The following is a 23,103-nucleotide window of genomic DNA, read 5'->3' as shown; positions in this document are numbered from 1 at the left end:
TCTGATACTTTTAATTCTCCCTTTTCAATCTGACTTACCAAACTTAATTTTAAATCCAAGTCAAAAACTCGTCGGGTTCCTGATTTTTTCATGTTGTATTATCTTGCGAAAAAGGGCAACCTATTTCAGGCGTAGTCAGTTGTGGTCACTAACATCTCAATACTAAGTACCCAACCCAATAACCTAGTAACCTAGTAACCCAATAACTCAATAATAGTTGATTAGTTCTTAGTTGGTAATTTGACCGCAAAATGGTCTGTAAATTTGAAAACATAAAATTAATTCGTTTTTTTTTCGCTACCTCCTTATTTTAGCAATAATTTGCAAATCATTGTGTATAAAAAAGATAGTTTTTAAAATCTGAAAAAGCTTTATTGTTTCCACATTTTTTTTACTCAAAATGCTTTTTTTTCTTGGAGTTAATAATACCGTTTACTTATATTTGCAGCGCATTTAACAAAATGTTCTTATCAAGTTAACACCGGTAATACGGTATAAGCGGGAGTAGCTCAGTTGGTAGAGCGTCAGCCTTCCAAGCTGAATGTCGCGAGTTCGAACCTCGTCTCCCGCTCTTCTTTTTTTCTTTTACTTTTTCTCTTTTATTTTCTTCGATTCAATTTGTATTCGCGCATCGGTGTAACGCTATTTCACCCGTGTATTTGACGATTAAAAAATCTGAACCAAGAGATCACACTCAGCTCTAACAGTTGATGTTTAAATATAAATTGTAGTTAATCTGAACGGGAAGAAACCTATGTTTAGATAATTTCTGCGCTAAGTCCGCCCTCCAGTAGCATGGAACAACGCGGTTTAAGGTCTTCGTAAGAGCCTGTCTTTACCGTACATTTTCCTTTGTAGTGCACAATGATAGAACACTGCTCCGCCTGTTCGGGGGTGTGATCACAAATATCGATAAGCATCTCGATGACATAGTCAAAAGTATTGACATCGTCGTTGTACAGTACGATCTCATTCTGACGATCTACCTCCTCTAACACCAATACATCTTCTTCGGTATCTTCCTGAAAAGAAAGCCTGAAAGATCCCAGATGCGGATAATGTGCAAGCATATTTTTTTCTGATCCCATAGTGTTTGCAGTCGATGTAATAAGTAACAAAGCTATTTAAGTAACGCTGATGCAAAGTTAAACAAAAATTAAATCCAAAGGAGTAAGCCTTAGGTCATTTGTATTTTCGCGACTATCTTCTTCTGTATTTAAGGGCGACCCAGTGGTTCTGTTCCAATTCCCCTTCCTGAGTCATAGACAGTTTTTGACACAAGGTGTCGATAAGCGGAATATCCTCTTTGTAAAAGCCACTGAGCAGGAGAATTCCTCCCGGACGGAGGCATTCGGCATAGGCAGGAATGTCTTGGAGTAGTATATTCCTGTTGATATTAGCTATGATAACATCGTAATCCCTATCACCCAGCAAGCTTACATCTCCTTCCGCGACCGTAATTTCTCGGCAGTGGTTGCGCTCTGCATTTTCCAGCGAATTGAGATAACACCAGTTGTCGATATCAATGGCATCGATATTTACGGCACCGAGTTTCTCTGCCAATATAGCGAGAACCCCGGTTCCGCAACCCATATCGAGCACCTCTTTGCCCTTTAAATCGAGTGTCAACAGATGTTGTATCATCATATGGGTAGTTTCGTGATGCCCTGTCCCAAAACTCATCTTGGGTTCTATCACAATATCGTATTCGGTATTAGGATTACTGTGAAAGGGCGCCCTCACTGTACAGCGCCCATCTACAGTAATAGGATGGAAATTTTTCTCCCACTCTTCATTCCAGTTTACCTGTGCTATTTCTTCTATGTCGTAGCTGATTTCAAATTCTCCACTGTGCAAGACATAGATATCGTCTAAACACTTAGGATCCCAATGATCTTTGAGGATATAAGCATTGAGTCCGTCTTCGTTTTCTACAAAGCTCTCAAAACCTACCTCCCCCAATTCCGCTATGAGAATATCTGTAGCCGGTTGCACCGGATTTACCTTAAAACAACAGCCTATATATTGTATATCCATCTCAATTTTACGATTGACTCATACCTAGATCGCCTCTATAATAGCGATAAAATCCTTTGCATTGAGCGATGCCCCCCCTATAAGTCCACCATCTACATCGGCTTGAGAGAATATCTCCTTTGCATTGTCGGGCTTTACACTTCCTCCGTAGAGTATAGACACCTTATCTGCTATATCACTGCTGTATTGCTCAGCAACAGTTTTTCTGATAAAGGCGTGCATTTCCTGTGCCTGAGCAGGAGTAGCGGTCTCTCCGGTACCAATAGCCCAAACCGGCTCGTATGCGAGGATAATATTTTTCCACGCCTGAGACTCCAAGTGGAACAAGCCCTTTTTCAACTGACTTTCCACTACCTCAAAATGCCTGTTAGACTTGCGGTCTGTCAGTTCCTCACCAAAACAGAATACTACCGTCATATCGTGCGCTATGGCTGTGCTTACTTTTTTAGCGAGAGTCTCATCGGTTTCATTAAAATAAGCCCTGCGCTCCGAATGCCCTAAGATTACCGTATCGATCTCTGCGCTTTTCAACATCTCAGCCGATACTTCTCCGGTATATGCTCCGCTCTCGGCAAAGTGCATATTCTGTGCAATAACTTCTATTGGGCTTTGTATCAAAGCGTCATAAGCTACCCTTAGACTGATAAATGAAGGCGCCACCATGACCGAAGCCTCGGTCTCAGGCATTTTTTTCAAAAGTTCTGTCAACAATTCATCGGTTTGTCCTAAATCGTTGTTCATTTTCCAGTTTCCGGCAACAATTTTTCTTCTCATGGCATGCTATGGTTTAGTGTGTTTATCAATTGCTTATCGTCTGTTTCAATGGCTTTGTGAAGTATAATCTCTCCTTCAGGATTTACTACCAAATATCTAGGTATCCAGTCCAGTTCTATACTTTTACAAAAGGCACTGCCTTTCCAACCGGCCTTGATAAAGTAATGATCTCCGTAATCCAATTGATGTTTTTCTCTTCCCTTATGCCATCCTTCCACACTGCGGTCGAGGGACAGAAAGAGAAAAGCCACATCTGTATACTGCTCTTTAAGCTTTCTCAGACTAGGAACACTCTCAATACAATCCTTACACCAGGAAGCCCAAACATCTATAAACAGGGTTTTCCCTTTGTATTTTTCCAACACCTCGGCAAAGGAGATATCCTTTCCATCGGTAGTGAGAAAAACATCGCTCAGAGCTTCCTTAGAAAACTCTTGCGAACGAACAACAGGGCACGTCAGAAGAAAGGCCACAACGAAAATGGCCACAAATATTTTTTTCATAACAATCGGCTTAATTTACTCGTAAAAGTGAAAGCTCCACAAATTTAAAATAATATTTCGGAGTACACCCTATTCCGCAGCTGTTTCCAGTTCATCAGCATCGTTAAAATGCAGTTTCTGAACTATGGTACCCCGATGCAACCTAACTATCCCCGGATTTGACCTGACAATAGTCTTTAGCGTAGTCTCATCGGTAAAATAAAAGTCAAAATTCAAATCGTACTGCGCCTTGACCGAAGCCGTGCGTTCTTCTCCCGAAGCCGACATTCCTATCACCTTATATCCGGCAGCAATAGCGCGATCTGTAGCCTCTTTAACAGCAGAAAATCCCTCGAGATCAGCTTTGCTCATATTGTAGGCAATAACCATAATCAGTCGGTCTTCTTCCATCATTTCACCGGTGTAATCTTCTCCGCCTTTCTCTATGGTAAAATCGTGAATAGGAGGTACGTAGCCCGCCTGAACTTCTCGGGTATCAACCCCTATAAAATTACCGTCTACATCCGGATAATCGCCTTCTGTCTTCACTATTTTTTCCGCTCCATCTACTTCAAACTTCCAGGAATACTCGTATATCGGCTTGGGCGCATCCTCGGGAACTGTCATCCCCTCTACTATATTAGCCCCCACTTTATAAGGTCTGAAATCTATCACAGGCAGGTGATTCAACACGTGATGTGCAAAGAGAGCACATGCAAAAAGACCTACCACAGTAACCAGCATCCCTACCTTTTTTGATATTAAAGGAGTGATATACTGCCGGCCTACAAAAAGAATCAATATGAGCAACAACAGCACTACGTCTTTACTAAAGGACTCCCAAGGAGTGAGTTTGATGGCATCGCCAAAACAGCCACAATCGGTCACCTTGTTAAAATAAGCGGAATAAAAGGTGAGAAAAGTAAAAAACACTATCATCAACAACAAGCTCCACACCGTGAATTTCGGCTTGTATCCCACCAGCAGCATCACACCAAGTAAAACTTCAACCACCACCAAAAACACGGCAATACTGAGCGCATAAGGTGCGAGAAACGGCAGGTTGAGCACATCTATACCAAAATATTCTTCCAGTTTAAAAGAAAACCCCATGGGGTCGTTAATTTTTATTCCCCCACTTATAATAAACAACACGCCTACGATAAGACGGGATATATATACTGCAAATTTCATAGTTGTAAATTTTTGTTTAAGACCTCCGTCTTTATCTCTTAGGAGTTTAGTTTAATCAAGGCAAACACAGCATAGTTTATCATATCTTGGTAATTGGCTGCTATACCCTCACTAACCGTGGTTTTACCCTCGTTATCCTCAATCTGTTTTACGCGGAGTATCTTCTGAAGAATGAGATCAGTAAACGAGCTCACTCTCATATCTCGCCAAGCCTCGCCGTAATCGTGATTTTTGGCTTCCATCAAAGTTTTGGTCTCGGCAGTCATACTGTCGTATAATGCTGTGGCTTCTTCGACTCCCATATCTGGCTGAGCGGCCACGTCTTTTTGCAACTGTATGAGAGCCATCACTGCATAATTGACAATTCCGATAAATTCAGAAGCCTCTCCCTCGTCTACCTTTCTCATTTTTTTCTCCTGAAGACTGCGTATTCTCTGGGCTTTTATAAAAATCTGATCAGTGAGTGAAGGCAGTCTCAATATTCGCCAAGCGCTGCCGTAATCTTTCATCTTGTGTGTAAACAGTTCTCTACAGGTGGCTATCACCTCGTCGTACTGCGCTGATGTATGCTGCATATCGATTTGAGTATTTGGTGTAAATTTCGATTAATTTTTTGAAATGCTCAACCCTATTGGGAAAATTTAGCATTGCAGTCTCTACAAGCTAAAAATATTGCCCTAATTTTACGGTGCGATAATATAGCCCACTTTTTTATGACGACTATCAACTGCAAAGGAAAACTTATCGACCTCAGTAGCCCAAAAGTGATGGGCATCCTCAACATTACTCCCGACTCATTTTTTGACGGAGGGCGGTATCAGCGGGAATCCGCCATACTCAAACAGACTGAAAAAATGCTGTATGAAGGAGCGCATTTTATCGATATAGGCGCCTACAGTTCCCGTCCCGGAGCAGATCACGTCTCTGAAGAGGAAGAAAAACAGCGCATTGTTCCGGTGGTCAGCTCAGTGTTGAAACACTTTCCAAACACACTGATATCGGTAGACACTTTTAGGGCTTCTGTAGCTCGAATCTGCGTACAGGAAGGTGCTGCGATAGTAAACGATATAGCTTCGGGAAATCTGGATCCGGAAATGTTTGCCACCGTAGCCGACCTACGCGTTCCCTATATTATGATGCATATGAAAGGAACCCCTCAAAACATGCAGCAAAATCCGCAATACGACAATGTAGCAAAAGAAGTTCTATACTACTTTTCCGAAAAGATATCAAAGGCAAGAGAGGCCGGAATTGACGATATCATCATCGATCCTGGCTTCGGCTTTGCCAAGACGCTAAAACACAATTACGAATTGCTCAACCAAATGGAATTGCTACATCAAACCGGACTACCTGTACTGGTCGGGGTGAGCAGAAAATCTATGATTTATCGCTTGCTCGATATCTCACCCGACGAAGCACTGTCGGGTACCACAGTAGTAAACACCATAGCACTATTGAAGGGAATCGGCATCCTAAGAGTTCACGATGTAAAGGAAGCAGTGCAGAGTATTGAGATTGTCACACAGTTGAATGCCCAGACAACCTCCTGATGAAGTAAAGTTCTATTTTTTATAAAAAACCGACAGAAGTCGTATCTTAGCCCCTTATGAATACAAATATACAAGAACTGGAATCCGTGCTGGAAAGACCGCAAAACGTGGTCGTTATACCTCATAAAAATCCCGATGGCGATGCCATGGGATCCTCATTGGCCATGTACCACTATCTCAAGTCTCTAGGCCATAGTGTAACGGTAATTGCTCCCAACGAATATCCCGATTTCCTCAAATGGATGCCCGGCGACAGTGAAGTCATTAAATTTGAAACAAAGAAAAATACAGCAAAACGTCTGATCGAAGAGGCCGATCTGATTTTCACCCTCGATTTCAACTCCTTAAATCGAGTGGAAGAAATGAAAGAAGACCTTGAAAAGAGCAAGGCCACTTTTGTGATGATCGACCATCACGAACAGCCGGATAACTACGCCACCTACGTCTATTCAGATCCTCAAATTGGGTCTACCTGTGAGATGATTTACAACTTTATAGATAGTATGGGGCATCACAATACAATTGGTAGAGAAATTGCTAGCTGTCTGTACACGGGTATTATGACCGATACTGGATCGTTTCGCTTCCCCTCTACTACCAGCCTTACCCATAGGGTTATTGCCGATCTTATCGACAGAGGAGCACAGAATGCAGAGATTCACAGTGCGGTGTACGACACCAACAATCTGAGCCGTTTACACCTTTTGGGAACTGCCCTAAAAAACTTGGTATTACTCCAAGAATACAACACCGTATATATCACTCTTACTCGAAAAGAACTGGAACAATACGGTTTTAAAAAAGGAGATACCGAAGGTTTTGTCAATTACGGACTATCGCTGAAGGGAGTTCGTTTTGCGGTTATTTTTATCGAAGACACCTTAGAAAACTTTATCAAAATATCGTTGCGTTCTAAAGGTGATTTTTCGGTAAACGATTTCGCGCGTAAGCATTATAACGGAGGTGGACATATCAATGCAGCCGGTGGAAGAAGTGACTTGTCTATGGAAAAAACCGTCGAGAAATTCACAGACCTACTGCGCGATTACAAAGCAATGCTAACTGTATGAAAAACCTCGGCATAAGACATCTCAAAATTCTTTTCGCACTGTTACTGTGCAACAACATCCTCTCTTGTAATGAACCGGAAGCCAGACGACCTGTTCAGGTAAAGACAGGGGAGTTTTTCAGGAAATCAGTGGAGCGGAACAAAGCCCTGTTGGCGGCAGAACAGGAGCACATACAGAAACTTATAGCCGAAGACAGTCTGCATCACTACCTCTCCTCTTCCAACGGATATTGGTATTACTACACTCAGAGAGACAGCACGGCTACCTATACTCCAAAAACTGGCGATATTGTCGTTGTCAATTACGATATCAGGCTACTCGACAACAGCGTGGTTTACAGTAGTGAAGAAATAGGAAACATTACTTTTGAAGTGGACAAGGAAGCCCTTTTTCCCGGACTCAGAACAGCGATAAAGCTGCTTAAAAAAGGGGAAACTGCTAGTTTTCTGTTCCCTTCAGCTTTGGGATATGGTTATCACGGAGACGAAAATCGCATCGGAACTAATGTTCCGATAAAGAGTACAGTGAGCTTGATAGATATTCTCAAAAGGGCGGAAGACAGTACAACACAAACTAACACAGAACACATCGAATAATGAAAACCATAAACAATACGCAAATGAAAAAATTAAACCTGATTTTCTTACTGCTGGCAGTGGTTATGCTAGGATGCAAAAGTACACAACATTCGGATCTCGGCGATGGCATTTTTGCCGATATAGAGACCAATAAAGGTGAAATGATACTGCAGTTGTACTATGAGCAAACTCCGGTAACCGTCGCCAACTTCGTATCTCTGGCAGAGGGGACTAATCCCTTTGTGGTCGACAGTTTGAAAAACAAAAAATATTATGACGGACTAATTTTTCACCGGGTCATAAAAGATTTTATGTTACAGGGAGGAGACCCTACCGGAACCGGTATGGGTGGACCCGGATACAAATTTAAAAATGAGATTGTAGACAGTCTGACACACGACAGCAAAGGGATACTCTCTATGGCCAATGCCGGTCCGGGAACTAACGGCAGTCAGTTTTTTATTACGCATACCGCTACCCCACACCTCGACGGTATTCATACCGTGTTTGGAAAAATTGTAAAGGGACTGGAAGTAGTAGACAGTATCGCCAATGTAAAAACCACTCCGGGCAATGACAAACCGGTAGAAGACGTGGTTATGGAAAGCGTAACCATTATAAGAAATGGCAAGGAAGCTAAAAAGTTTGATGCCGTAAAAGTAATGAACGAGTACTTTGACGAGGTAAACGAAAAAGAAGAGCAAATACAGGCAGCTGCCGATACCATGGCAGAGGAATTCGCTACGCAAAAAAACGAAGCCGAAGAACTCCCCAGCGGTTTGAAAGTACTTTTCTTAAACAAAGCTGAAAACGGCAAAAAACCACAGGAAGGAAGCTATGTAGAAGTTAACTATGCCGGTTACCTCGACTCCGGAAAATTGTTTGACTCAAACTTGGAAGATATAGCTAAAAAGTTCGGCGGTGTAGATCCTATCAGAAAACAACGCGGTGGATACGATCCTATCCCGATGCTTTACGGAAAAGATTCTCCTCTTATTGCGGGCTTTAGAGAAGGCTTGTTACAGATGAATATAGGCGACAAAGCCAGGCTCTTTATCCCTTCACATCTCGGTTATGGAGAAGCTGGTGCCGGCGGGATAATACCTCCCAATGCAGACCTGGTTTTTGATCTCGAAATCATCGGAACCGCAGAATAATAAGAGATAAAATAAATAAAGCCTGACAGCTTCTCAATCAAGCTGTCAGGCTTTTTTGTTCCAAAAGGAGAACAAAGTATATCAAACATCCTTTAATTGCCCCGATTGAACACTCCGCATTCCACTACCCTCCCCTGGTCGAGGGTCAGTTTGTTATTCACACATTCCGGAATCTCACCGTTGTAATGCGACACAAATATCATGGTCGTACCCAGCGCTTCACAAAGTCGGTTGAGCAAGGCCTTAAAATATGCAATTTGCTGTTCATCCAATCCCTGCAAGGGTTCGTCGAGAATAAGAAGTGAAGGACATTTTACCAGTGCCCTAGCCAAGAGTATACAACGCTGCTCGCCCAATGAGGCATGAGCAAAATTACTCTCTTTCAAACGCTCGAGCCCGAGAACAGACAACCATTGTTCGGCCAGATTCAACTGGTATTCCGAAGCTTTACTCACCACACCTACCTCATCTTTAAACCCGGAAACAATAACGTCCAGACAACTCAGACTACTATAGGTTTCCCTATTCCTGCCATTAATTCCGGGAATGGTATTTAATATTCCCTTTCCTCTTAAAAAATAGAGATGGAGCTCCGCCGACACAAAACCTATTTCTTTTTTGATATCCCAGATACTCTCTCCTGTTCCCCTCCTTCGGTCGAACAGAATTAGCTTGTTGTTATACCCCTGAGGGTTATCGGCTGTGACAAGACTCAATAGCGTAGTTTTTCCCGCACCGTTGTGTCCTGTTAACGCCCAACGTTCTCCAGACTTCACCGTCCAATCGATATCTTTGAGGATGTGTTGTCCGCCTAAATGGACATTCACCTGTTCCATTCCTACCACCACATCGTACTTTCGGCTAGTAGCATAAGGCCGTAGTTGTTCAAACCAACTGTTGTCTTTCAGCACCACCTGTTTATTTGCCACTGCAGTGTAATGCGCTCTATCTACATACTGTTTTAGCCGCCCCTTCTCTAGCTCCAACACCTTGTCTATATCGTCGGGCACTTGTTCTCCCCCACAGATAATGACAAGCGTCATAGATTTGGAGAGCTCTTTCAGCAAGCTGTCGATATGCGCTCTCGACTTAGCGTCTAAGCCCACAAAGGGCTGATCGAGAATAAGCAGTTTCGGAGCCCTTAGCAAAGCTGCAGCCAATTGGGTGCGCTTTCGCTCTCCATTGCTCAACTGAAGTAGCTTGCGCTTCAGTATATGCCCTATTTGTGTTTGGGAAATCGCCTGCTCAAGCACTTCCTCAGAAGCTCCCGTTTCCTTGGCTACAACTTTCAGATAAGTGTACACCTCCGGCATCCCCGAATTGTCTTGGGCTTCATACCGCTGACTGTAATGGGTATTACCCCGTCCGGAAATGGCGAGAAACTGATCTTGCTGTTCCACCATTTCCACGCTCGATATACCACCGTATGTTCCCGAAGAAGGTTGTATCTTACCCGCAAGTATCCTACAAAGCGTAGTCTTTCCAGAACCCGACTCCCCTACTATTGCCAAAGAAGCTCCCTCTGGCAGACGGAAACTTATACAATCGAGTATTGCATTCCCTCGGTAAGCGAGAGCAAGCTGATCGCAATATATCATGATAAACTTTTTTAAATTTTAGTCACCCCCCTGAAAGATACTAAATGCTAACGGACACTGAACCGATTCAAATATCGAAATCGTCATCTGTCCGAAAGGGTTTTACCACACTACAAACATAATATACCTTCAATTCTCATTCAGTAGCCATACGGTATGCTCACCGATACTAAAGACCACAAAAGGGTACACAATACACTAAAAGTCAAAAAAATAAAGCGCAATACTTTACAATAGCAAATAATTTTTTTTAAAAAGGAATACCGCTCACAAGCGACGCCGCACAAAGACAATTTATTCTACCCAAACCAAAAACTAAAAACTAATCAACTAAAACACTACTGACAAAGGGCTGTCACTCGCTGTTGTTTTCTTTGTATCAGAAACCATAAAACATCAATATTATGAAAGAGAACAGCATCAATCAGCAAAATGTAATTTCTTCAGAAATGCTTTACACTCATTGGCAAGGACATCGAAGGCTGACCAGACAAGTCATAGAAGCATTTCCTGAAAAGGACCTTTATCACTTCAGTATAGGAGGTATGCGTCCCTTCTCTGAAATGGCGATGGAAATGATTAAGATCGCGCTACCCGGGATAGAAGGAATTGTTTCCGGAAAATGGGAAGATATGGAAAGTATACCTACCCCAAAAACCAAGGAGGAAATTCTCAAGTTGTGGGATAAAACCACAGAGCGTATCGACACACTTTGGCCACAGATACCGGAAGGACGCTTTGAGGTAGTGGAGTCGGCTTTTGGTCTATATGAATACCCTATATACGCTTCCTTACTGTATTTTATAGACAATGAAATACACCATCGCGGACAGGGGTATGTGTATCTCAGAGCACTTGGACTAACCCCACCTCCGTTCTGGGAACGAGAGGAAAACAAAGGTTTATTATAAATATATAAAGGGCGAGGGCATCCGGATTCGTATTTAATTTTAGTATCTTTGTTCTGTAAGTTAACAACAGAAGGCGGCACTCGCCCTTTATTTTCAAATTATCGACCATTATGCATGCACCTTTGCTTTTCCTGGGTAATATCCCTTGGTGGGGATGGGTTCTTATTTTTCTTGTCCTTGTAGCCATTCGCGATGTATTTGTCCAAAAATCGCATACCATAAGCCACAATTTTCCCATAGTAGGGCATTTGCGCTATTTACTCGAAAGCATAGGTCCGGAACTCCGGCAGTACCTCGTTGCCAACAATCGAGAAGAACTACCTTTCAACCGTATAGAGAGAGGCTGGATATACGCTTCTGCAAAAAACGAAAACAACTACGAGAGTTTCGGTACCGATCGAGATATCTATTCACATCAGTTTATCTTTGTCAACAATGCATTTATTCCGTTTAAGGTCAAGGAAAATCATCCCAACTATTCCGACAAGTACTTTCTGCCTTGTGCTAAGGTAATGGGCGAATATCACAAGAGAAAAAAATTATACCGCCCGGGATCGGTAATCAATATTTCTGCCATGAGTTTTGGTTCGCTATCGGCTCGTGCAGTGACTTCGATGAATCAAGGTGCGAAAAAAACCGGAGCCTATCACAATACTGGTGAGGGGGGGCTGTCTCCCTATCACTCCAACGGTGCGGATGTCGTTTTTCAAATCGGTACCGGTTATTTTGGTATTCGCGACGACGAGGGAAATTTTTCTATGGCAAAGCTCAAAAAACTCGTCGAAGACAATCCTTTTGTACGCGCTATTGAAATAAAACTGTCGCAGGGAGCAAAACCGGGAAAAGGAGGGGTACTCCCCGCTCAAAAGATCACCAAAGAAATTTCTGAGATCAGACATGTTCCCATGGGTAAAGACGTTATTTCTCCGGCGGCACACACTGCTTTTTCCACAGTGAAGGAACTTGTAAATTTTGTAGAAGACATCGCAAGAGAAACTGGTTTACCGGTTGGTATAAAGGCCGCCATAGGTAAACTGGACGAATGGAAGGAACTGGCTGAATTGATGAAAAAAACTGGAAAGGGACCAGATTTTATCACCATAGATGGAGGAGAAGGTGGAACCGGTGCTGCACCTCCCAGCTTTGCCGACCACGTCTCTCTGCCCTGGGTATACGGTTTTAGCGATGTGTACAGAATATTCAAAGAAATGGACATTGCAGACCGTATCGTCTTTATAGCCAGTGCGAAGCTCGGTTTTCCGGCAAAAGCAGCTATGGCCTTTGCCATGGGAGCTGATTGTATCAATGTCGCCAGAGAGGCTATGATGAGTATAGGCTGTATACAGGCTCAAGCTTGTCACACCAACAGATGCCCCAGTGGAGTGGCTACGCAGAGCAAATGGCTACAGAGAGGTATTAATATACCGCTCAAATCAGATCGATTGGCACAGTATTTTGACACTTTTAGAAAAGAATTACTCGAAATAACCCATGCCTGTGGTTACGAACACCCCTGCCAGTTTACCATGTACGATGTAGACATTAGCGTGGGTGACCGCAACCTCACCCAAACCCTTGCAGCCACCTATCAATACAACAAGGTAAAGGTGCCTTTTGAAAGCATGCAAAAACTCAAAGATTGTCCTTATTTAGGAGGCAAGGATCGCGAAATACATTAAATTTTTCTGGTAAAAATTCGTTTACTCACCTATATCTTTCCGGTTCTTCCCAGTATGTACAAGAGCACAATAGGAAGAGCCAACAAACCCGTCATAAGCGGATTCTGTACAGCTAGTACGGGATAAAATGCAAGGGTGAGTATATAGCCTCCTACAGCACCACCAAAGTGAGCGGTATGCCCTATATTGCCCACTCGGTTTTTCATTCCGTAAATAGAATACAGCAAATAGCCTATTCCAAAGAGATAAGCCGGGATAGGAATGGGAATAAAAAAGAAGTAAAGACTCATGCCCGGATTGAGCAGTATGGCCGAATAAATAATTCCTGTTACTGCCCCACTAGCACCTACAGCACTGTATTCACTCTCGTTTTTGTGAAACTGAAAAGACAGCAGATTACCGGCAAGAAGGCTGGCGAGATATATAACCAAAAATTGCACATTGCTAAAGTGAAACATGACCACAGGGGCAAAAAAATAGAAGGTAAACATATTGAAGAGAAGGTGGGTAAAATCGACGTGTAGAAATCCCGAACTAAGCATTCTCAATCGCTCTCCTCTCTTTATGGGACGAATGTGGAATTTGTAACGTTCGAAAAATGAAGGGTCGTTAAAGCCTTTTATAGACACCAATACGTTGGCGGCAATTACCGCAATCATTACCAAGTTAAGTTCACTCATCTGATACTGTTTGAAACCTTATGTGTCCAAATATAATTATATTTGCCGGAAATATTACGAGATCGTCATGCAGCTTCTGGTTTTTATAATCGCATACCCCCTACTGTGGTGTATTTCTATGCTTCCCTTTCGATTGTTATACCTTTTGTCTGACTTCTTGTACATCGTGGTATACCGACTTGTAGGTTATCGTAAAAAAACGGTGAGAAACAATATTAAACTCGCTCTTCCAGAACTCTCTCCTGCTGAAAGATTGGCCGTTGAAAAAAAGTTTTACCACCATCTGACCGACCTTTTTCTGGAAATGATAAAAACGCTGACCGCATCTCAAAAAACAATTGATAAACGATTTGTATATACCAATTTAGATACTTTTAAAAAAATAGAAGAACAAAAGAGCATTATACTGATGTTTCCCCATTATGCAGGTTGGGAGTGGACAGTTTCTCTCAACTCCAGTGTTTCTTCAGAAGGCTATGCGGTATACAAGCAAATCAGGAATCCTTATTTCGATCGTTTAGTAAAAAAAATAAGAGGAAAATTTGGCACTGTACTGATAGAGACTAGAGAGACCATCAGAGTTATCCGCCGCAACCAGCTAAAGAATATTCACGCCATCTACGCCTTTCTCAGCGATCAGTCGCCCATGGCGAGCAAAGCCCTTTACTGGCAGGATTTTATGGGGATCAAGGTTCCGGTTCACGTAGGAGCCGAAATACTGGCAAAACGCACCGACTTGGCGGTGGTATACCTACGCATAGAAAAACGGAAAAGAGGACATTATCAGGCTACTTTTGTACCCTTGAGTACAGAACCCAAAACCGTACCCGACTACGGCATTACCGACCTCTTTCTAAAGGAAGTAGAAAAACAGATACACCAAGCACCCGAATACTATTTCTGGACTCACAGAAGGTGGAAACACAAAGACAAGGCTCCTAAGCAGTAAAATTATTTATAGCTAAAAAGTGATATTGTTCCAGGAACTCGCGTAAACAGGGGCCACTTTATTCAGCGAATTTTTAAGACTTACCACATCCACTTTAGGACCATCGGAAAACACATTGATAATTTCGTCTTTTTTAGCATCGAAAAACACCTGAAGTAAAAAAGAATTAGGTCTGGTCGAATTGACGCGTTCGAGGTATTTAAACGACCTGGCCATCGACTCCTTTGCCGCAGCCGGATCGTCGGTCATCCTATCGAGTCCCATGCGGTGATATTCGTACAGCGCAGTGCGATAACTCTTGAAAGGATTAGACAGTAAGTTGTCTATTAATCCCCACCTGCTCTTATTGCCATCCGTCTGCTTCCATCCTGAAAAATTTCCGCTTTGTGCCAAATTTACAATATTCCTAGCCTGTGCGTAGAATTCAGATCCTCCTTCTGGAGCAAAACTATCGGCATCGAGTCCGAGAATAACATAGACGTAATAAGTGACTACCGAAACCAAGTTCGATTCGAAAGAATTAGGGTTGAAGTACAAAGGCTGGAACTCCATATACTGAAAATCGAAGTCAGTATCCCTAAAGTTAAATACGGGAGACTCATAAGCGGTATTGTAAACCGGTCTTGACGATTGTACCTGTATATTGGCGCCGAAGCGATCGGATTCATAACCCGTAATTGTGATATACATACTGCAATTCACCCTTTCCTGTTGGGCGTACTCGCGGTTGGTCCATTTAGTCTTGTTTACGAATTCGTTGAGCGCTTTTTCCAAGGTCTCAAACACCTGCTTATTGCTCTGTGCTACCTGAGCGGCATCGACCACAATTCTGCAATTGAGCTCCTGTGCATAGAGCGATATACACAAAGGAAATAGCAAACAGCAACACAGTGAAAACACATTTTTTTTCAACAGTGCAACATTGGGTCGTTTATACATAACAGCTTACAATTTATCGGTCTGAATTTTACACAAAAATTTGACACAAACAAAGATACACAAAACTGTCAAAACCTTTATCGCGTTGTTTTTTATAAGGATATTACTCGTTCTAAAAGAGTTCTAAAAAAGAAGTTGAATTATAAACTGGAATCTCAGAAAAGTAAAAATCAGCGACCTCTTCGGTAATAATTACTCCACAACTAGACTGCAGTGCAGAGTAATACTCCAGTCCGTCTTCAAAATCATTGACTTTCATGTTTTTAACTGCCTTTTGAACACTTTCGTAATCTGTAGTGGCAATATTTAACTTTTGAGAGCGCAAACTGATTTTAAAAAGTTACCTCCACACCTATCCTCCGTCCTATTTCGCTAAAAATATCGAGGGCTACCTCTGTCTTTGATTTCAGTTCAAAGGCCTTGATATGCTGTTCTCTATCTATGAAAGTAATCTTATTGGTAGATTTTCCAAAACCGGCTCCTTCATCTCTCATAGAGTTCAGCACTATAGCATCCAGATTTTTTCTCTTGAGTTTTTCGAGTGCATTTTCAGTTTCGCGATCTGTTTCCAGTGCAAATCCCACGAGGAACTGTTGTTTTTTCACAACGCCCAACGAAGCCAGAATATCTTTGGTCGGTTCGAGAGTCAGCGTAAGTGAAGCATCCTTTTTCTTAATCTTGTTATCGGCAACCACGGAAGGTCGGTAATCAGACACGGCGGCGGCCAGTATAGCAATATCCATCTCTTCAAAAACGCGGTGCGCTGCTACGTACATCTCTTCTGCACTCACCACGTTTACTACATCGATCAGGGGGTGCTCTACACTTAGTGATGAGGGACCTAATACCAGTGTAACCTCAGCGCCGAGATCGGCTGCAGTTTGCGCGAGCGCTATTCCCATTTTTCCAGACGAGTGATTTCCGATAAAGCGGACCGGATCTATGGCTTCGTATGTAGGTCCGGCCGTAATCAGCACTCTTTTACCGCGTAGTGGCAAAGACGACGAGATATGATCTTCTACAAATGCCACTATTTCTTCCGGCTCTGCCATACGACCTTCTCCTATAAGTCCGCTAGCCAGTTCTCCAAAGCCGGCGGGAATAATCACATTGCCAAATTCCTGTAGGGTTTGGAGTGTATTGCGAGTAGAAGGGTGTTTATACATATCCAAATCCATCGCAGGAGCGATATACACTGGACATTTGGCTGAGAGATATGTTGCGAGAAGAAAATTATCGGAAACCCCATTAGCCATTTTGGCCATCGAATTGGCCGTTGCCGGAGCTACAATCATATAATCAGCCCACAGCCCCAATTCGACGTGATTGTTCCATAACTCCCCCTCCTTTTCTTCGTCTGTAAAGGTAGAAATTACGGTGTTTTTGGACAGAGTAGACAGGGTGAGTGGAGTAATAAACTCCTTGGCATTTTCGGTCATAACCACTCTAACCTCTGCACCGGCTTTTACAAAAAGCCGTACGAGAAAAGCGGTTTTATAAGCGGCAATGCCCCCGGTAATGCCTAAAAGGATATTCTTGCCGCTTAACACTGACATCTTTACTATGCTTCTTTTTCGGTATCCCTGAAGTAAACCTTATCGTTCAACCATTCTTCTACAGCCATAGCGTGAGGTTTTGGAAGTTTTTCATAAAACTTAGAAACTTCTATCTGTTCTTTGTTTTCAAAAATTTCCTCAAGGCTATCGGTATAGGTGGCAAACTCCTCCAATTTTTCGATCAGTTCTTTCTTGATCTCCGCATTGATCTGCGTTGCCCTCTTGGCAATGATCGATATGGCCTCATAAATGTTTTCTGTAGGGGCATCTATCTTATTCTTATCTAAGGTAATGGTAGAAACCGGGGCTTCTGTTTTTCTCAAATTGCTCATTGCACTCTTCTTATTTGCTAAATTGTTCTAATTCTTCTTCTACTGTAGCCATCATCTTGTCGGCTTCATCAATGTATTGCGTTTCCGGATAGTATCTCTTTAATGTATTATAGGCTTCCTTAGTATCATTATAACGCTCTTCCTGTCTAGCATATATACTGTTTACAGCTAAGTTGTACGACGACAACATCCGATAGTACATAGCCTCTTCCCGGTATACTGTTCCCGGATAATTAGACAAAAAATTGTCGAAAGACTTGATTGCTGCCTTGTAATCTTTGATTCGGTTGTACTGCTTGGCAACTTCCAAATCCTTTTTTTCCAGCTTTGACCTCAATTCCTTTATCAAAACATTGGCATCGTCCAAGTATTCCGAATTCGGATAACTGTTTATAAACAGTTGTAATTTATCTAATGCCGTATTTGTTTGTGTCTGATCTAAGCTGTACTTAGGAGATAGCATATAATAACTTTTCGCCCCGAGAAACGCAGCCTCTTCTGCCTTATCACTTCTCGGATACGACTTTGAAAACCTGTCGAACTGATAAGCTGCAAGGTAGTAATCTTTTGTTTGATAATAGGAATTGGCGTGAAAATACACTACTCTTTCGCCTTGTGGTTTACCGGCATACTGGGGGACAATCTGTTCAAAGAGTCGATTGGCTTTTTTGTAATCTCCATCCTCATAGAGTTTCTCTGCCAAATCGTATTTTACTTTGACATCTTCGCTTTTTAGAGCTTTCTGGAATTCACTACACGCCCCCGACAAAGCAGCAACAATTGCAATATATAAAAGTCTTTTCATCAATAATCACCTGGTTTTTAGCGGTTTTTCATCTCAAAACCATATACAGCATCAGCCGATAAACTCAGCTGCAAAATTAGCCAATAATCGGATAATACAAAACTAATTGTCGCCGAATATACAATTTAACCCTATTCCCGAAAAGAATAAGAACTAATTTTATCGCAATTTTAAAATTTAGGCCCCTATCCCTACAAGAATCGGTTTGCTGTGGTTACCGACAAAATACCTTCCTAGACCAACTTTGCGTTTTTCTCTACAAAGGCTGCAATACGAGTTTGGAGGTTGCTATCGGCCTTTACCAGAGGTAATCTCACAGTATCTCGACACAGACCGAATGCCTTTAGCACCGCCTTTATTCCAGCCGGATTGCCCTGCTCGAAAATCATGTCTATAACCTCCATCAGGCTGTAGTGAATATCGTATGCTTCTCGGGTATCTCCTTGGAGTCCCAAACGTACCATTCTAGAAAACTGTTCCGGAAAACCCTGCCCTATTACCGAAATAACCCCTGTTCCCCCTGCGAGTACCATGGGCAAAGTAATCATATCATCTCCCGATATCACAAGGAAATCTTCGGGCTTATTCCTGATGAGATACATGGCCTGAACAATATCGCCAGCGGCTTCTTTTATGCCGATAATATTGTCCAATTCAGCCAGTCTCAAAACCGTACTTGGCAGCATATTAGAGGCCGTACGCCCCGGAACATTGTACAGTATAACCGGTATTGGTGAGGCTTCTGCAACGGTTTTAAAATGCTGATATATTCCTTCTTGTGTAGGCTTGTTGTAATAGGGAGACACCGAGAGAACAGCATCAAAATTGGAAAGCTCTGAGGTTTTCAGTTCGCTTACTACTTCTGCAGTGTTATTGCCTCCCACCCCGAGTATCAGCGGAAGTCTCCCCGCATTGGTGTCGATCACAGTTTGCTTCACCAACTGCTTTTCCTCCGCACTCAGTGTAGCGCTTTCTGCCGTAGTTCCTAAAACTACCAGATAATCAATTCCTCCTTCTACACAGTGGTTTACCACACTCTCAAGTGCGGCTACATCTATGCTCTTATCTTCGTTAAACGGGGTTATCAACGCCACCCCCGTACCAGTGAATTTTGACATCCTATATCTTATTTAATATGATGAGATATTTTACTAACTCTTTTTTAAACTCCGAAAAATTATCCGGACTAACATTGACGGTCAAATGGTTTAGTTTTTCGTAAGCTCCAGGCAATCCGGCTCGAAAGGAACTTCTTACCTCTGTAGAAACCAGTGCCAAAATCGGACAAGAACTACCGTAATAATTGAGCAAGAGGTCGTAGTGTCCTTCCTTCATTTCAGAATATTGTTTGTGACGAATCTTACCTCTCCATCCCAAATCGGTCTTTCTCACAACAATATCCCTTATCTCTTCGCGAGCTTCGTCGCTTCGGGTAAATCCCAATATACTAAACTGCTCTCGAGCTACATTCAAACTATCCGACAATTGCAATAAGGCTTCCACATCGTCAAAGTCGTCCAAATCGACCAAACAGGCCACCGACACTATCCCCTTTTCTTGCAAAGCACCTTCACCTAACGCAAAGTGTGAAAGTTTTTTTTAAGAATTTTATAGGCAGCTTTCTCCTTGTATTTCTCAAAAAACATATACCTTAGCTTTGTACTGCAAATGTAACACATTACTATGCACAAAAACATCGATAACCTACAACTTAATAACATAAAAATAACACATTTTGTTATTTTTACAACTTTTTTGTTATTTTTATCCTGCAAACAGGAAACTGATGTTACAAACAATCAAATTCTCCGTATCGAGGGGAAACAAATCAACATCAGTGACAAGCTCTCTTCCAACGACACCATAGACAACTATATCAAACCCTATCGAGATCATATAGACGAGGATCTAAAAGCCCCATTAGCTTACAATCCTTTTGAATTAGACAAGTCTGACGGGGAACTAAACACTGCTATCGGAAATCTGATGGCCGATGTGGTAATGCAAAAATCCAGTGATATTTTCAAGCGCCGAACCGGAAAAGACGTAGACGGCGTACTTCTCAACTTCGGAGGAATAAGAGCTCCAATTCCTTCCGGTCATGTTACAGCCAGAACCGGCTACGAGATTATGCCTTTCGAAAATTCTGTGGTAGTACAAGAACTCACGGCTGCCAAAATGAAAGAAATGGTCGCTTATCTCGCAAAAAACAAAACAGCACATCCCATCAGTGGGTTTAAGATAAAACTGGACAAGAGAGGAGCTGTTAAGGAATTTCTCGTAGGTGGAAAACCTTTGGATCCGAATAGGAGCTATTATATCGCCACCTCCGACTACTTGATGAACGGGGGCGACAATATGAATTTTTTCTTAGATGCTCTCAGTTCTACTCCGTTAGACTATCATATTCGCAATGCGATGATAGACTATTTTGCCGAGACAGACACCATTCGAACCCAAAGGGACAACAGATACACCAGAGAGTAACACCAATTAGCAAATACGGGATAGCCCCGAGAGGAGGTAAAAATCCCGACAAAACAGTATTGCGATGCAGTTAACCGATATTTTATTTTACCTGCTCCCGGCAGTAATTACCGGCCTTGTCGCTTATTATTTCTTCAGGCAGTTTGTAAAAAACGAACAGTTAAAGCGACAATTTCTGCTTCAGCGAGAAGCGCAGAAACACACTTTCCCCATCAGGCTACAGGCCTATGAACGCATGACTCTTTTCTTAGAACGCACAGACCCGGTCAAGCTGTTGTTGCGGGTAGTTCCTTCGCCCAATATGAGCACCGAAGACTACGAGGCCCTTATCATCAAGAGTATAGAAGAAGAGTACGACCACAATCTCACACAGCAAATCTATATGAGTGATCAGTGTTGGAACCTTATAAAAACGGCAAAAAACAGCACTATTCAACTTGTGAGAAAGGCGAGTATGACCTCCAGCCCGGATTCTCCAGAAAAACTCCGCGAGGTTTTGCTCAACGAAATGATGGAAAAAACCTCTCCTTCCGCCACCGCCTTGCAGTACGTCAGAAAAGAAGTAAGAGATTTCATGAAATAAAAGCCTTTTTCTTTTCTCCCGGCTTCGTACCTTTGCCTCGCAGGCCGTCTTATCGCTCCCAAAAGGGAGAGGAAAGTCCGGACACCAAAGCGCAGCGTAGCGGGTAACACCCGTCGCCCCGATTTTTCGGGGAAGGACAAGTGCAACAGAAAGTATGTACAGGTAAGGCTGTAGTGAAATCAGGTAAACTCTACGCGGTGCAACGCCATGTAAACCGACATCTGAGGGTTGCGCGTCCAAATCGCCTCAGGGCGAGTGTCGGAGGGTAGGCGGTTAGAGCTATCGGGCAACCGATATCCCAGATAAATGATAAGACTCGACAGAATCCGGCTTACAGGCCTGCATTTTTTCAACCACAAACAATAAACTACTCCCCAAAAAGTCCGGACGACAAATACCTATCACCCCGGTCACATACAATAACTACGATAACTCCCTCTGTAAGTGTTTCGGCCAATTTTAATGCGGCACATACTGCCCCACCACTGCTCATGCCGGCAAATATCCCTTCTTCACGAGCAAGTCTTCGCGTCATTTCTCTCGCTTCCTCTTCGCTCACCTCTATAATTTTATCTACTCTTTTGGGATTAAAGATTTTTGGCAAATAAGCTTCCGGCCACTTTCGTATTCCGGGTATACTCGAATTGTCGGTAGGCTGAACTCCTACCACGCTAACCTCAGGGTTCTGTTCTTTTAAGTAAGCGGAAGTCCCCATGATAGTCCCTGTAGTCCCCATAGCCGACACAAAATGCGTAATCTCTCCCTCGGTATCCTTCCAAATCTCCGGACCGGTAGTTTTGTAATGCGCCATCCAGTTGTCGTCGTTTTCAAACTGGTTGAGCGACACATACCCCTGTTCTTTTACCTTTTTCTCTGCATAATCACGAGAGCCTTCAATCCCCCTATCTGCGGGAGTAAGCGTTACTTTTGCCCCATAAGCCCTCATCGTTTGCACCCTTTCTTCTGTAGAATTTTCGGGCATCACGAGTTCGATATCTAAGTGAAATAAACCGGCTATCATCGCCAGCGCTATTCCGGTATTCCCACTAGTCGCTTCTATAAGTTTGGAATCCTTTTTTATATCTCCCCGTTCCAGCGCACTGTTTATCATATTGTAGGCAGCGCGATCCTTGACACTCCCTCCGGGATTATTCCCTTCCATTTTGAGCAACAATCTCACCGCTTTACCAGATATCAATTGTGTAGTCTCCACCAAAGGGGTATTCCCTATATTTTCAAGTAATGTTTTATACATGAGTCATAATATTATCTATCTCTTTTTAATTAGCTTGTCGATCAAAAAGATATAGCCCTTTGACCGTCTTCCAGCTGTTCTATATAAATATTTACCGCATCTTCGGGAAGCAGCCCCTCTATTTTTTCGGGCCATTCTACAAAGAGCCAATCTCCCGAATAGAGATACTCCTCCACTCCCATATCCAAAGCTTCAGTCTCGTCTTCTATCCGGTAAAAATCGAAGTGATACACCCTTTCACCACCTCTGCCCCGATATTCGTTAACCAGTCCGAATGTAGGACTGCCCGTCATATCTTCCACTCCGAGACAGAGCGCCAAAGCTTTGATAAAAGTGGTTTTTCCCGCTCCCATATCTCCGCGAAACAACAGCGTTTTCCCCTGTATTTCATCTAATATCCCAGAGGCTACAGCATCGATGTCTTGCAACGAATAAACGATTTTTTTCACGTAAACAAATTTAAAATTCGAGACAAACTCAAACG

General features: G+C 42.7%; 26 protein-coding genes, 1 tRNA gene and 1 other RNA gene. 11 read left to right on the top strand and 17 right to left on the bottom strand.

Annotated features, from left to right (window positions below; genetic code table 11):
- Positions 1-498 precede the first annotated feature (498 nt).
- A tRNA-Gly gene (locus ACYZZR_RS11620) sits at positions 499-571 on the top strand.
- Positions 572-758: 187 nt separating this feature from the next.
- Here the strand turns inward: ACYZZR_RS11620 and ACYZZR_RS11615 are convergent.
- The 6 genes from ACYZZR_RS11615 to ACYZZR_RS11590 all read right to left on the bottom strand — a co-directional run bounded on the left by ACYZZR_RS11615 (position 759) and on the right by ACYZZR_RS11590 (position 5,062).
- Positions 759-1,070 (bottom strand): ATP-dependent Clp protease adaptor ClpS, encoded by a 312-nt coding sequence (locus tag ACYZZR_RS11615; protein ID WP_461534179.1) that lies wholly within the window; start codon positions 1,068-1,070, stop codon positions 759-761.
- Positions 1,071-1,200: 130 nt separating this feature from the next.
- Positions 1,201-2,037: a 50S ribosomal protein L11 methyltransferase gene (prmA, locus tag ACYZZR_RS11610; protein ID WP_461534177.1), complete on the bottom strand. Its 837-nt coding sequence runs from the start codon at positions 2,035-2,037 to the stop codon at positions 1,201-1,203.
- Positions 2,038-2,061: 24 nt separating this feature from the next.
- Entirely contained in the window at positions 2,062-2,811 is a 750-nt protein-coding gene (gene tpiA / locus ACYZZR_RS11605) for a triose-phosphate isomerase (RefSeq protein ID WP_461534176.1), read from the bottom strand.
- Positions 2,808-3,314: a TlpA family protein disulfide reductase gene (locus ACYZZR_RS11600; protein WP_461534175.1), complete on the bottom strand. Its 507-nt coding sequence runs from the start codon at positions 3,312-3,314 to the stop codon at positions 2,808-2,810. Before ACYZZR_RS11600 ends, tpiA begins: the two co-directional genes overlap by 4 nt.
- Positions 3,315-3,383: 69 nt before the next feature.
- Positions 3,384-4,487: a BT_3928 family protein gene (locus ACYZZR_RS11595; RefSeq protein WP_461534174.1), complete on the bottom strand. Its 1,104-nt coding sequence runs from the start codon at positions 4,485-4,487 to the stop codon at positions 3,384-3,386.
- A 38-nt stretch (positions 4,488-4,525) separates the two neighbouring features.
- Positions 4,526-5,062, bottom strand: a complete 537-nt coding sequence (locus ACYZZR_RS11590) for a DUF1599 domain-containing protein (protein WP_461534173.1) — start codon at positions 5,060-5,062, stop codon at positions 4,526-4,528.
- A gap of 138 nt (positions 5,063-5,200) precedes the next feature.
- Here ACYZZR_RS11590 and folP point away from each other — a divergent pair, with 138 nt between their 5' ends.
- Genes folP through ACYZZR_RS11570 form a run of 4 tightly spaced genes read left to right on the top strand, consistent with a single transcriptional unit; the run spans position 5,201 to position 8,845 of the window.
- Positions 5,201-6,040 carry a dihydropteroate synthase gene (gene folP / locus ACYZZR_RS11585; RefSeq protein WP_461534172.1) on the top strand — a complete coding sequence of 280 codons (840 nt, stop codon included), beginning with the start codon at positions 5,201-5,203 and terminating at the stop codon, positions 6,038-6,040.
- Positions 6,041-6,096: 56 nt separating this feature from the next.
- Complete coding sequence (locus tag ACYZZR_RS11580; RefSeq protein ID WP_461534171.1) at positions 6,097-7,110, top strand: DHH family phosphoesterase; 1,014 nt, start codon at positions 6,097-6,099, stop codon at positions 7,108-7,110.
- Positions 7,107-7,706 (top strand): gliding motility-associated peptidyl-prolyl isomerase GldI, encoded by a 600-nt coding sequence (gene gldI, locus ACYZZR_RS11575; RefSeq protein WP_461534170.1) that lies wholly within the window; start codon positions 7,107-7,109, stop codon positions 7,704-7,706. The genes ACYZZR_RS11580 and gldI overlap by 4 nt, the downstream gene beginning before the upstream one ends.
- 23 nt (positions 7,707-7,729) lie before the next feature.
- The gene (locus ACYZZR_RS11570) at positions 7,730-8,845 is read left to right on the top strand and encodes a peptidylprolyl isomerase (protein WP_461534169.1); all 1,116 of its coding nucleotides are present in this window, start codon (positions 7,730-7,732) and stop codon (positions 8,843-8,845) included.
- 92 nt (positions 8,846-8,937) lie between these two features.
- Here the strand turns inward: ACYZZR_RS11570 and ACYZZR_RS11565 are convergent, their stop codons facing one another.
- Positions 8,938-10,443 carry an ATP-binding cassette domain-containing protein gene (locus ACYZZR_RS11565; protein WP_461534168.1) on the bottom strand — a complete coding sequence of 502 codons (1,506 nt, stop codon included), beginning with the start codon at positions 10,441-10,443 and terminating at the stop codon, positions 8,938-8,940.
- A gap of 404 nt (positions 10,444-10,847) precedes the next feature.
- Here ACYZZR_RS11565 and ACYZZR_RS11560 point away from each other — a divergent pair, with 404 nt between their 5' ends.
- Positions 10,848-11,354, top strand: a complete 507-nt coding sequence (locus ACYZZR_RS11560) for a DinB family protein (RefSeq protein WP_461534167.1) — start codon at positions 10,848-10,850, stop codon at positions 11,352-11,354.
- A 110-nt stretch (positions 11,355-11,464) separates the two neighbouring features.
- Positions 11,465-13,033: an FMN-binding glutamate synthase family protein gene (locus tag ACYZZR_RS11555; RefSeq protein WP_461534166.1), complete on the top strand. Its 1,569-nt coding sequence runs from the start codon at positions 11,465-11,467 to the stop codon at positions 13,031-13,033.
- 29 nt (positions 13,034-13,062) lie between these two features.
- Here the strand turns inward: ACYZZR_RS11555 and ACYZZR_RS11550 are convergent, their stop codons facing one another.
- Positions 13,063-13,713 carry a rhomboid family intramembrane serine protease gene (locus ACYZZR_RS11550; RefSeq protein ID WP_461534165.1) on the bottom strand — a complete coding sequence of 217 codons (651 nt, stop codon included), beginning with the start codon at positions 13,711-13,713 and terminating at the stop codon, positions 13,063-13,065.
- 67 nt (positions 13,714-13,780) lie between these two features.
- Between ACYZZR_RS11550 and ACYZZR_RS11545 the strand changes: the two genes are divergently transcribed.
- The gene (locus ACYZZR_RS11545) at positions 13,781-14,662 is read left to right on the top strand and encodes a lysophospholipid acyltransferase family protein (protein ID WP_461534164.1); all 882 of its coding nucleotides are present in this window, start codon (positions 13,781-13,783) and stop codon (positions 14,660-14,662) included.
- A gap of 12 nt (positions 14,663-14,674) precedes the next feature.
- Here the strand turns inward: ACYZZR_RS11545 and porD are convergent, their stop codons facing one another.
- The 7 genes from porD to ACYZZR_RS11510 form a co-directional block, all read right to left on the bottom strand.
- Complete coding sequence (porD, locus tag ACYZZR_RS11540; RefSeq protein WP_461534163.1) at positions 14,675-15,601, bottom strand: type IX secretion system protein PorD; 927 nt, start codon at positions 15,599-15,601, stop codon at positions 14,675-14,677.
- A 112-nt stretch (positions 15,602-15,713) separates the two neighbouring features.
- A complete protein-coding gene (locus ACYZZR_RS11535) occupies positions 15,714-15,860 on the bottom strand; it encodes a hypothetical protein (RefSeq protein WP_461534162.1) in 147 nt (48 codons plus the stop codon).
- A gap of 73 nt (positions 15,861-15,933) precedes the next feature.
- Positions 15,934-17,157 (bottom strand): bifunctional phosphopantothenoylcysteine decarboxylase/phosphopantothenate--cysteine ligase CoaBC, encoded by a 1,224-nt coding sequence (gene coaBC, locus ACYZZR_RS11530; RefSeq protein ID WP_461534161.1) that lies wholly within the window; start codon positions 17,155-17,157, stop codon positions 15,934-15,936.
- A gap of 5 nt (positions 17,158-17,162) precedes the next feature.
- Positions 17,163-17,489: a DNA-directed RNA polymerase subunit omega gene (locus tag ACYZZR_RS11525; protein ID WP_461534160.1), complete on the bottom strand. Its 327-nt coding sequence runs from the start codon at positions 17,487-17,489 to the stop codon at positions 17,163-17,165.
- A 10-nt stretch (positions 17,490-17,499) separates the two neighbouring features.
- Entirely contained in the window at positions 17,500-18,294 is a 795-nt protein-coding gene (locus tag ACYZZR_RS11520) for an outer membrane protein assembly factor BamD (protein ID WP_461534159.1), read from the bottom strand.
- A 233-nt stretch (positions 18,295-18,527) separates the two neighbouring features.
- Entirely contained in the window at positions 18,528-19,412 is an 885-nt protein-coding gene (gene dapA, locus ACYZZR_RS11515) for a 4-hydroxy-tetrahydrodipicolinate synthase (RefSeq protein WP_461534158.1), read from the bottom strand.
- A gap of 1 nt (position 19,413) precedes the next feature.
- A complete protein-coding gene (locus tag ACYZZR_RS11510; RefSeq protein ID WP_461534157.1) occupies positions 19,414-19,857 on the bottom strand; it encodes a DUF6913 domain-containing protein in 444 nt (147 codons plus the stop codon).
- A 192-nt stretch (positions 19,858-20,049) separates the two neighbouring features.
- Here ACYZZR_RS11510 and ACYZZR_RS11505 point away from each other — a divergent pair, with 192 nt between their 5' ends.
- From ACYZZR_RS11505 to rnpB, 3 genes are all read left to right on the top strand, one after another.
- A complete protein-coding gene (locus ACYZZR_RS11505; protein WP_461534156.1) occupies positions 20,050-20,781 on the top strand; it encodes a 5'-nucleotidase C-terminal domain-containing protein in 732 nt (243 codons plus the stop codon).
- 64 nt (positions 20,782-20,845) lie between these two features.
- Complete coding sequence (locus ACYZZR_RS11500; RefSeq protein ID WP_461534155.1) at positions 20,846-21,364, top strand: DUF7935 family protein; 519 nt, start codon at positions 20,846-20,848, stop codon at positions 21,362-21,364.
- 36 nt (positions 21,365-21,400) lie between these two features.
- Positions 21,401-21,714: RNase P RNA component class A (gene rnpB, locus ACYZZR_RS11495), an RNA gene on the top strand.
- Between the two features lie 17 nt (positions 21,715-21,731).
- On the opposite strand, the gene cysM is transcribed toward rnpB, so the two are convergent.
- Together cysM and tsaE are read right to left on the bottom strand one after the other, a co-directional pair.
- A complete protein-coding gene (gene cysM, locus ACYZZR_RS11490; protein ID WP_461534154.1) occupies positions 21,732-22,619 on the bottom strand; it encodes a cysteine synthase CysM in 888 nt (295 codons plus the stop codon).
- A 41-nt stretch (positions 22,620-22,660) separates the two neighbouring features.
- Positions 22,661-23,068: a tRNA (adenosine(37)-N6)-threonylcarbamoyltransferase complex ATPase subunit type 1 TsaE gene (gene tsaE / locus ACYZZR_RS11485; protein ID WP_461534153.1), complete on the bottom strand. Its 408-nt coding sequence runs from the start codon at positions 23,066-23,068 to the stop codon at positions 22,661-22,663.
- Between the last annotated feature and the right edge of the window lie 35 nt (positions 23,069-23,103).

It is taken from the genome of Sinomicrobium sp. (assembly GCA_029266035.1).
In the GTDB taxonomy this organism is placed as follows: domain Bacteria; phylum Bacteroidota; class Bacteroidia; order Flavobacteriales; family Flavobacteriaceae; genus Sinomicrobium.
The sequence above is the reverse complement of the archived record's forward strand: the minus strand, read 5'-3'. Positions and strand labels throughout refer to the sequence as shown.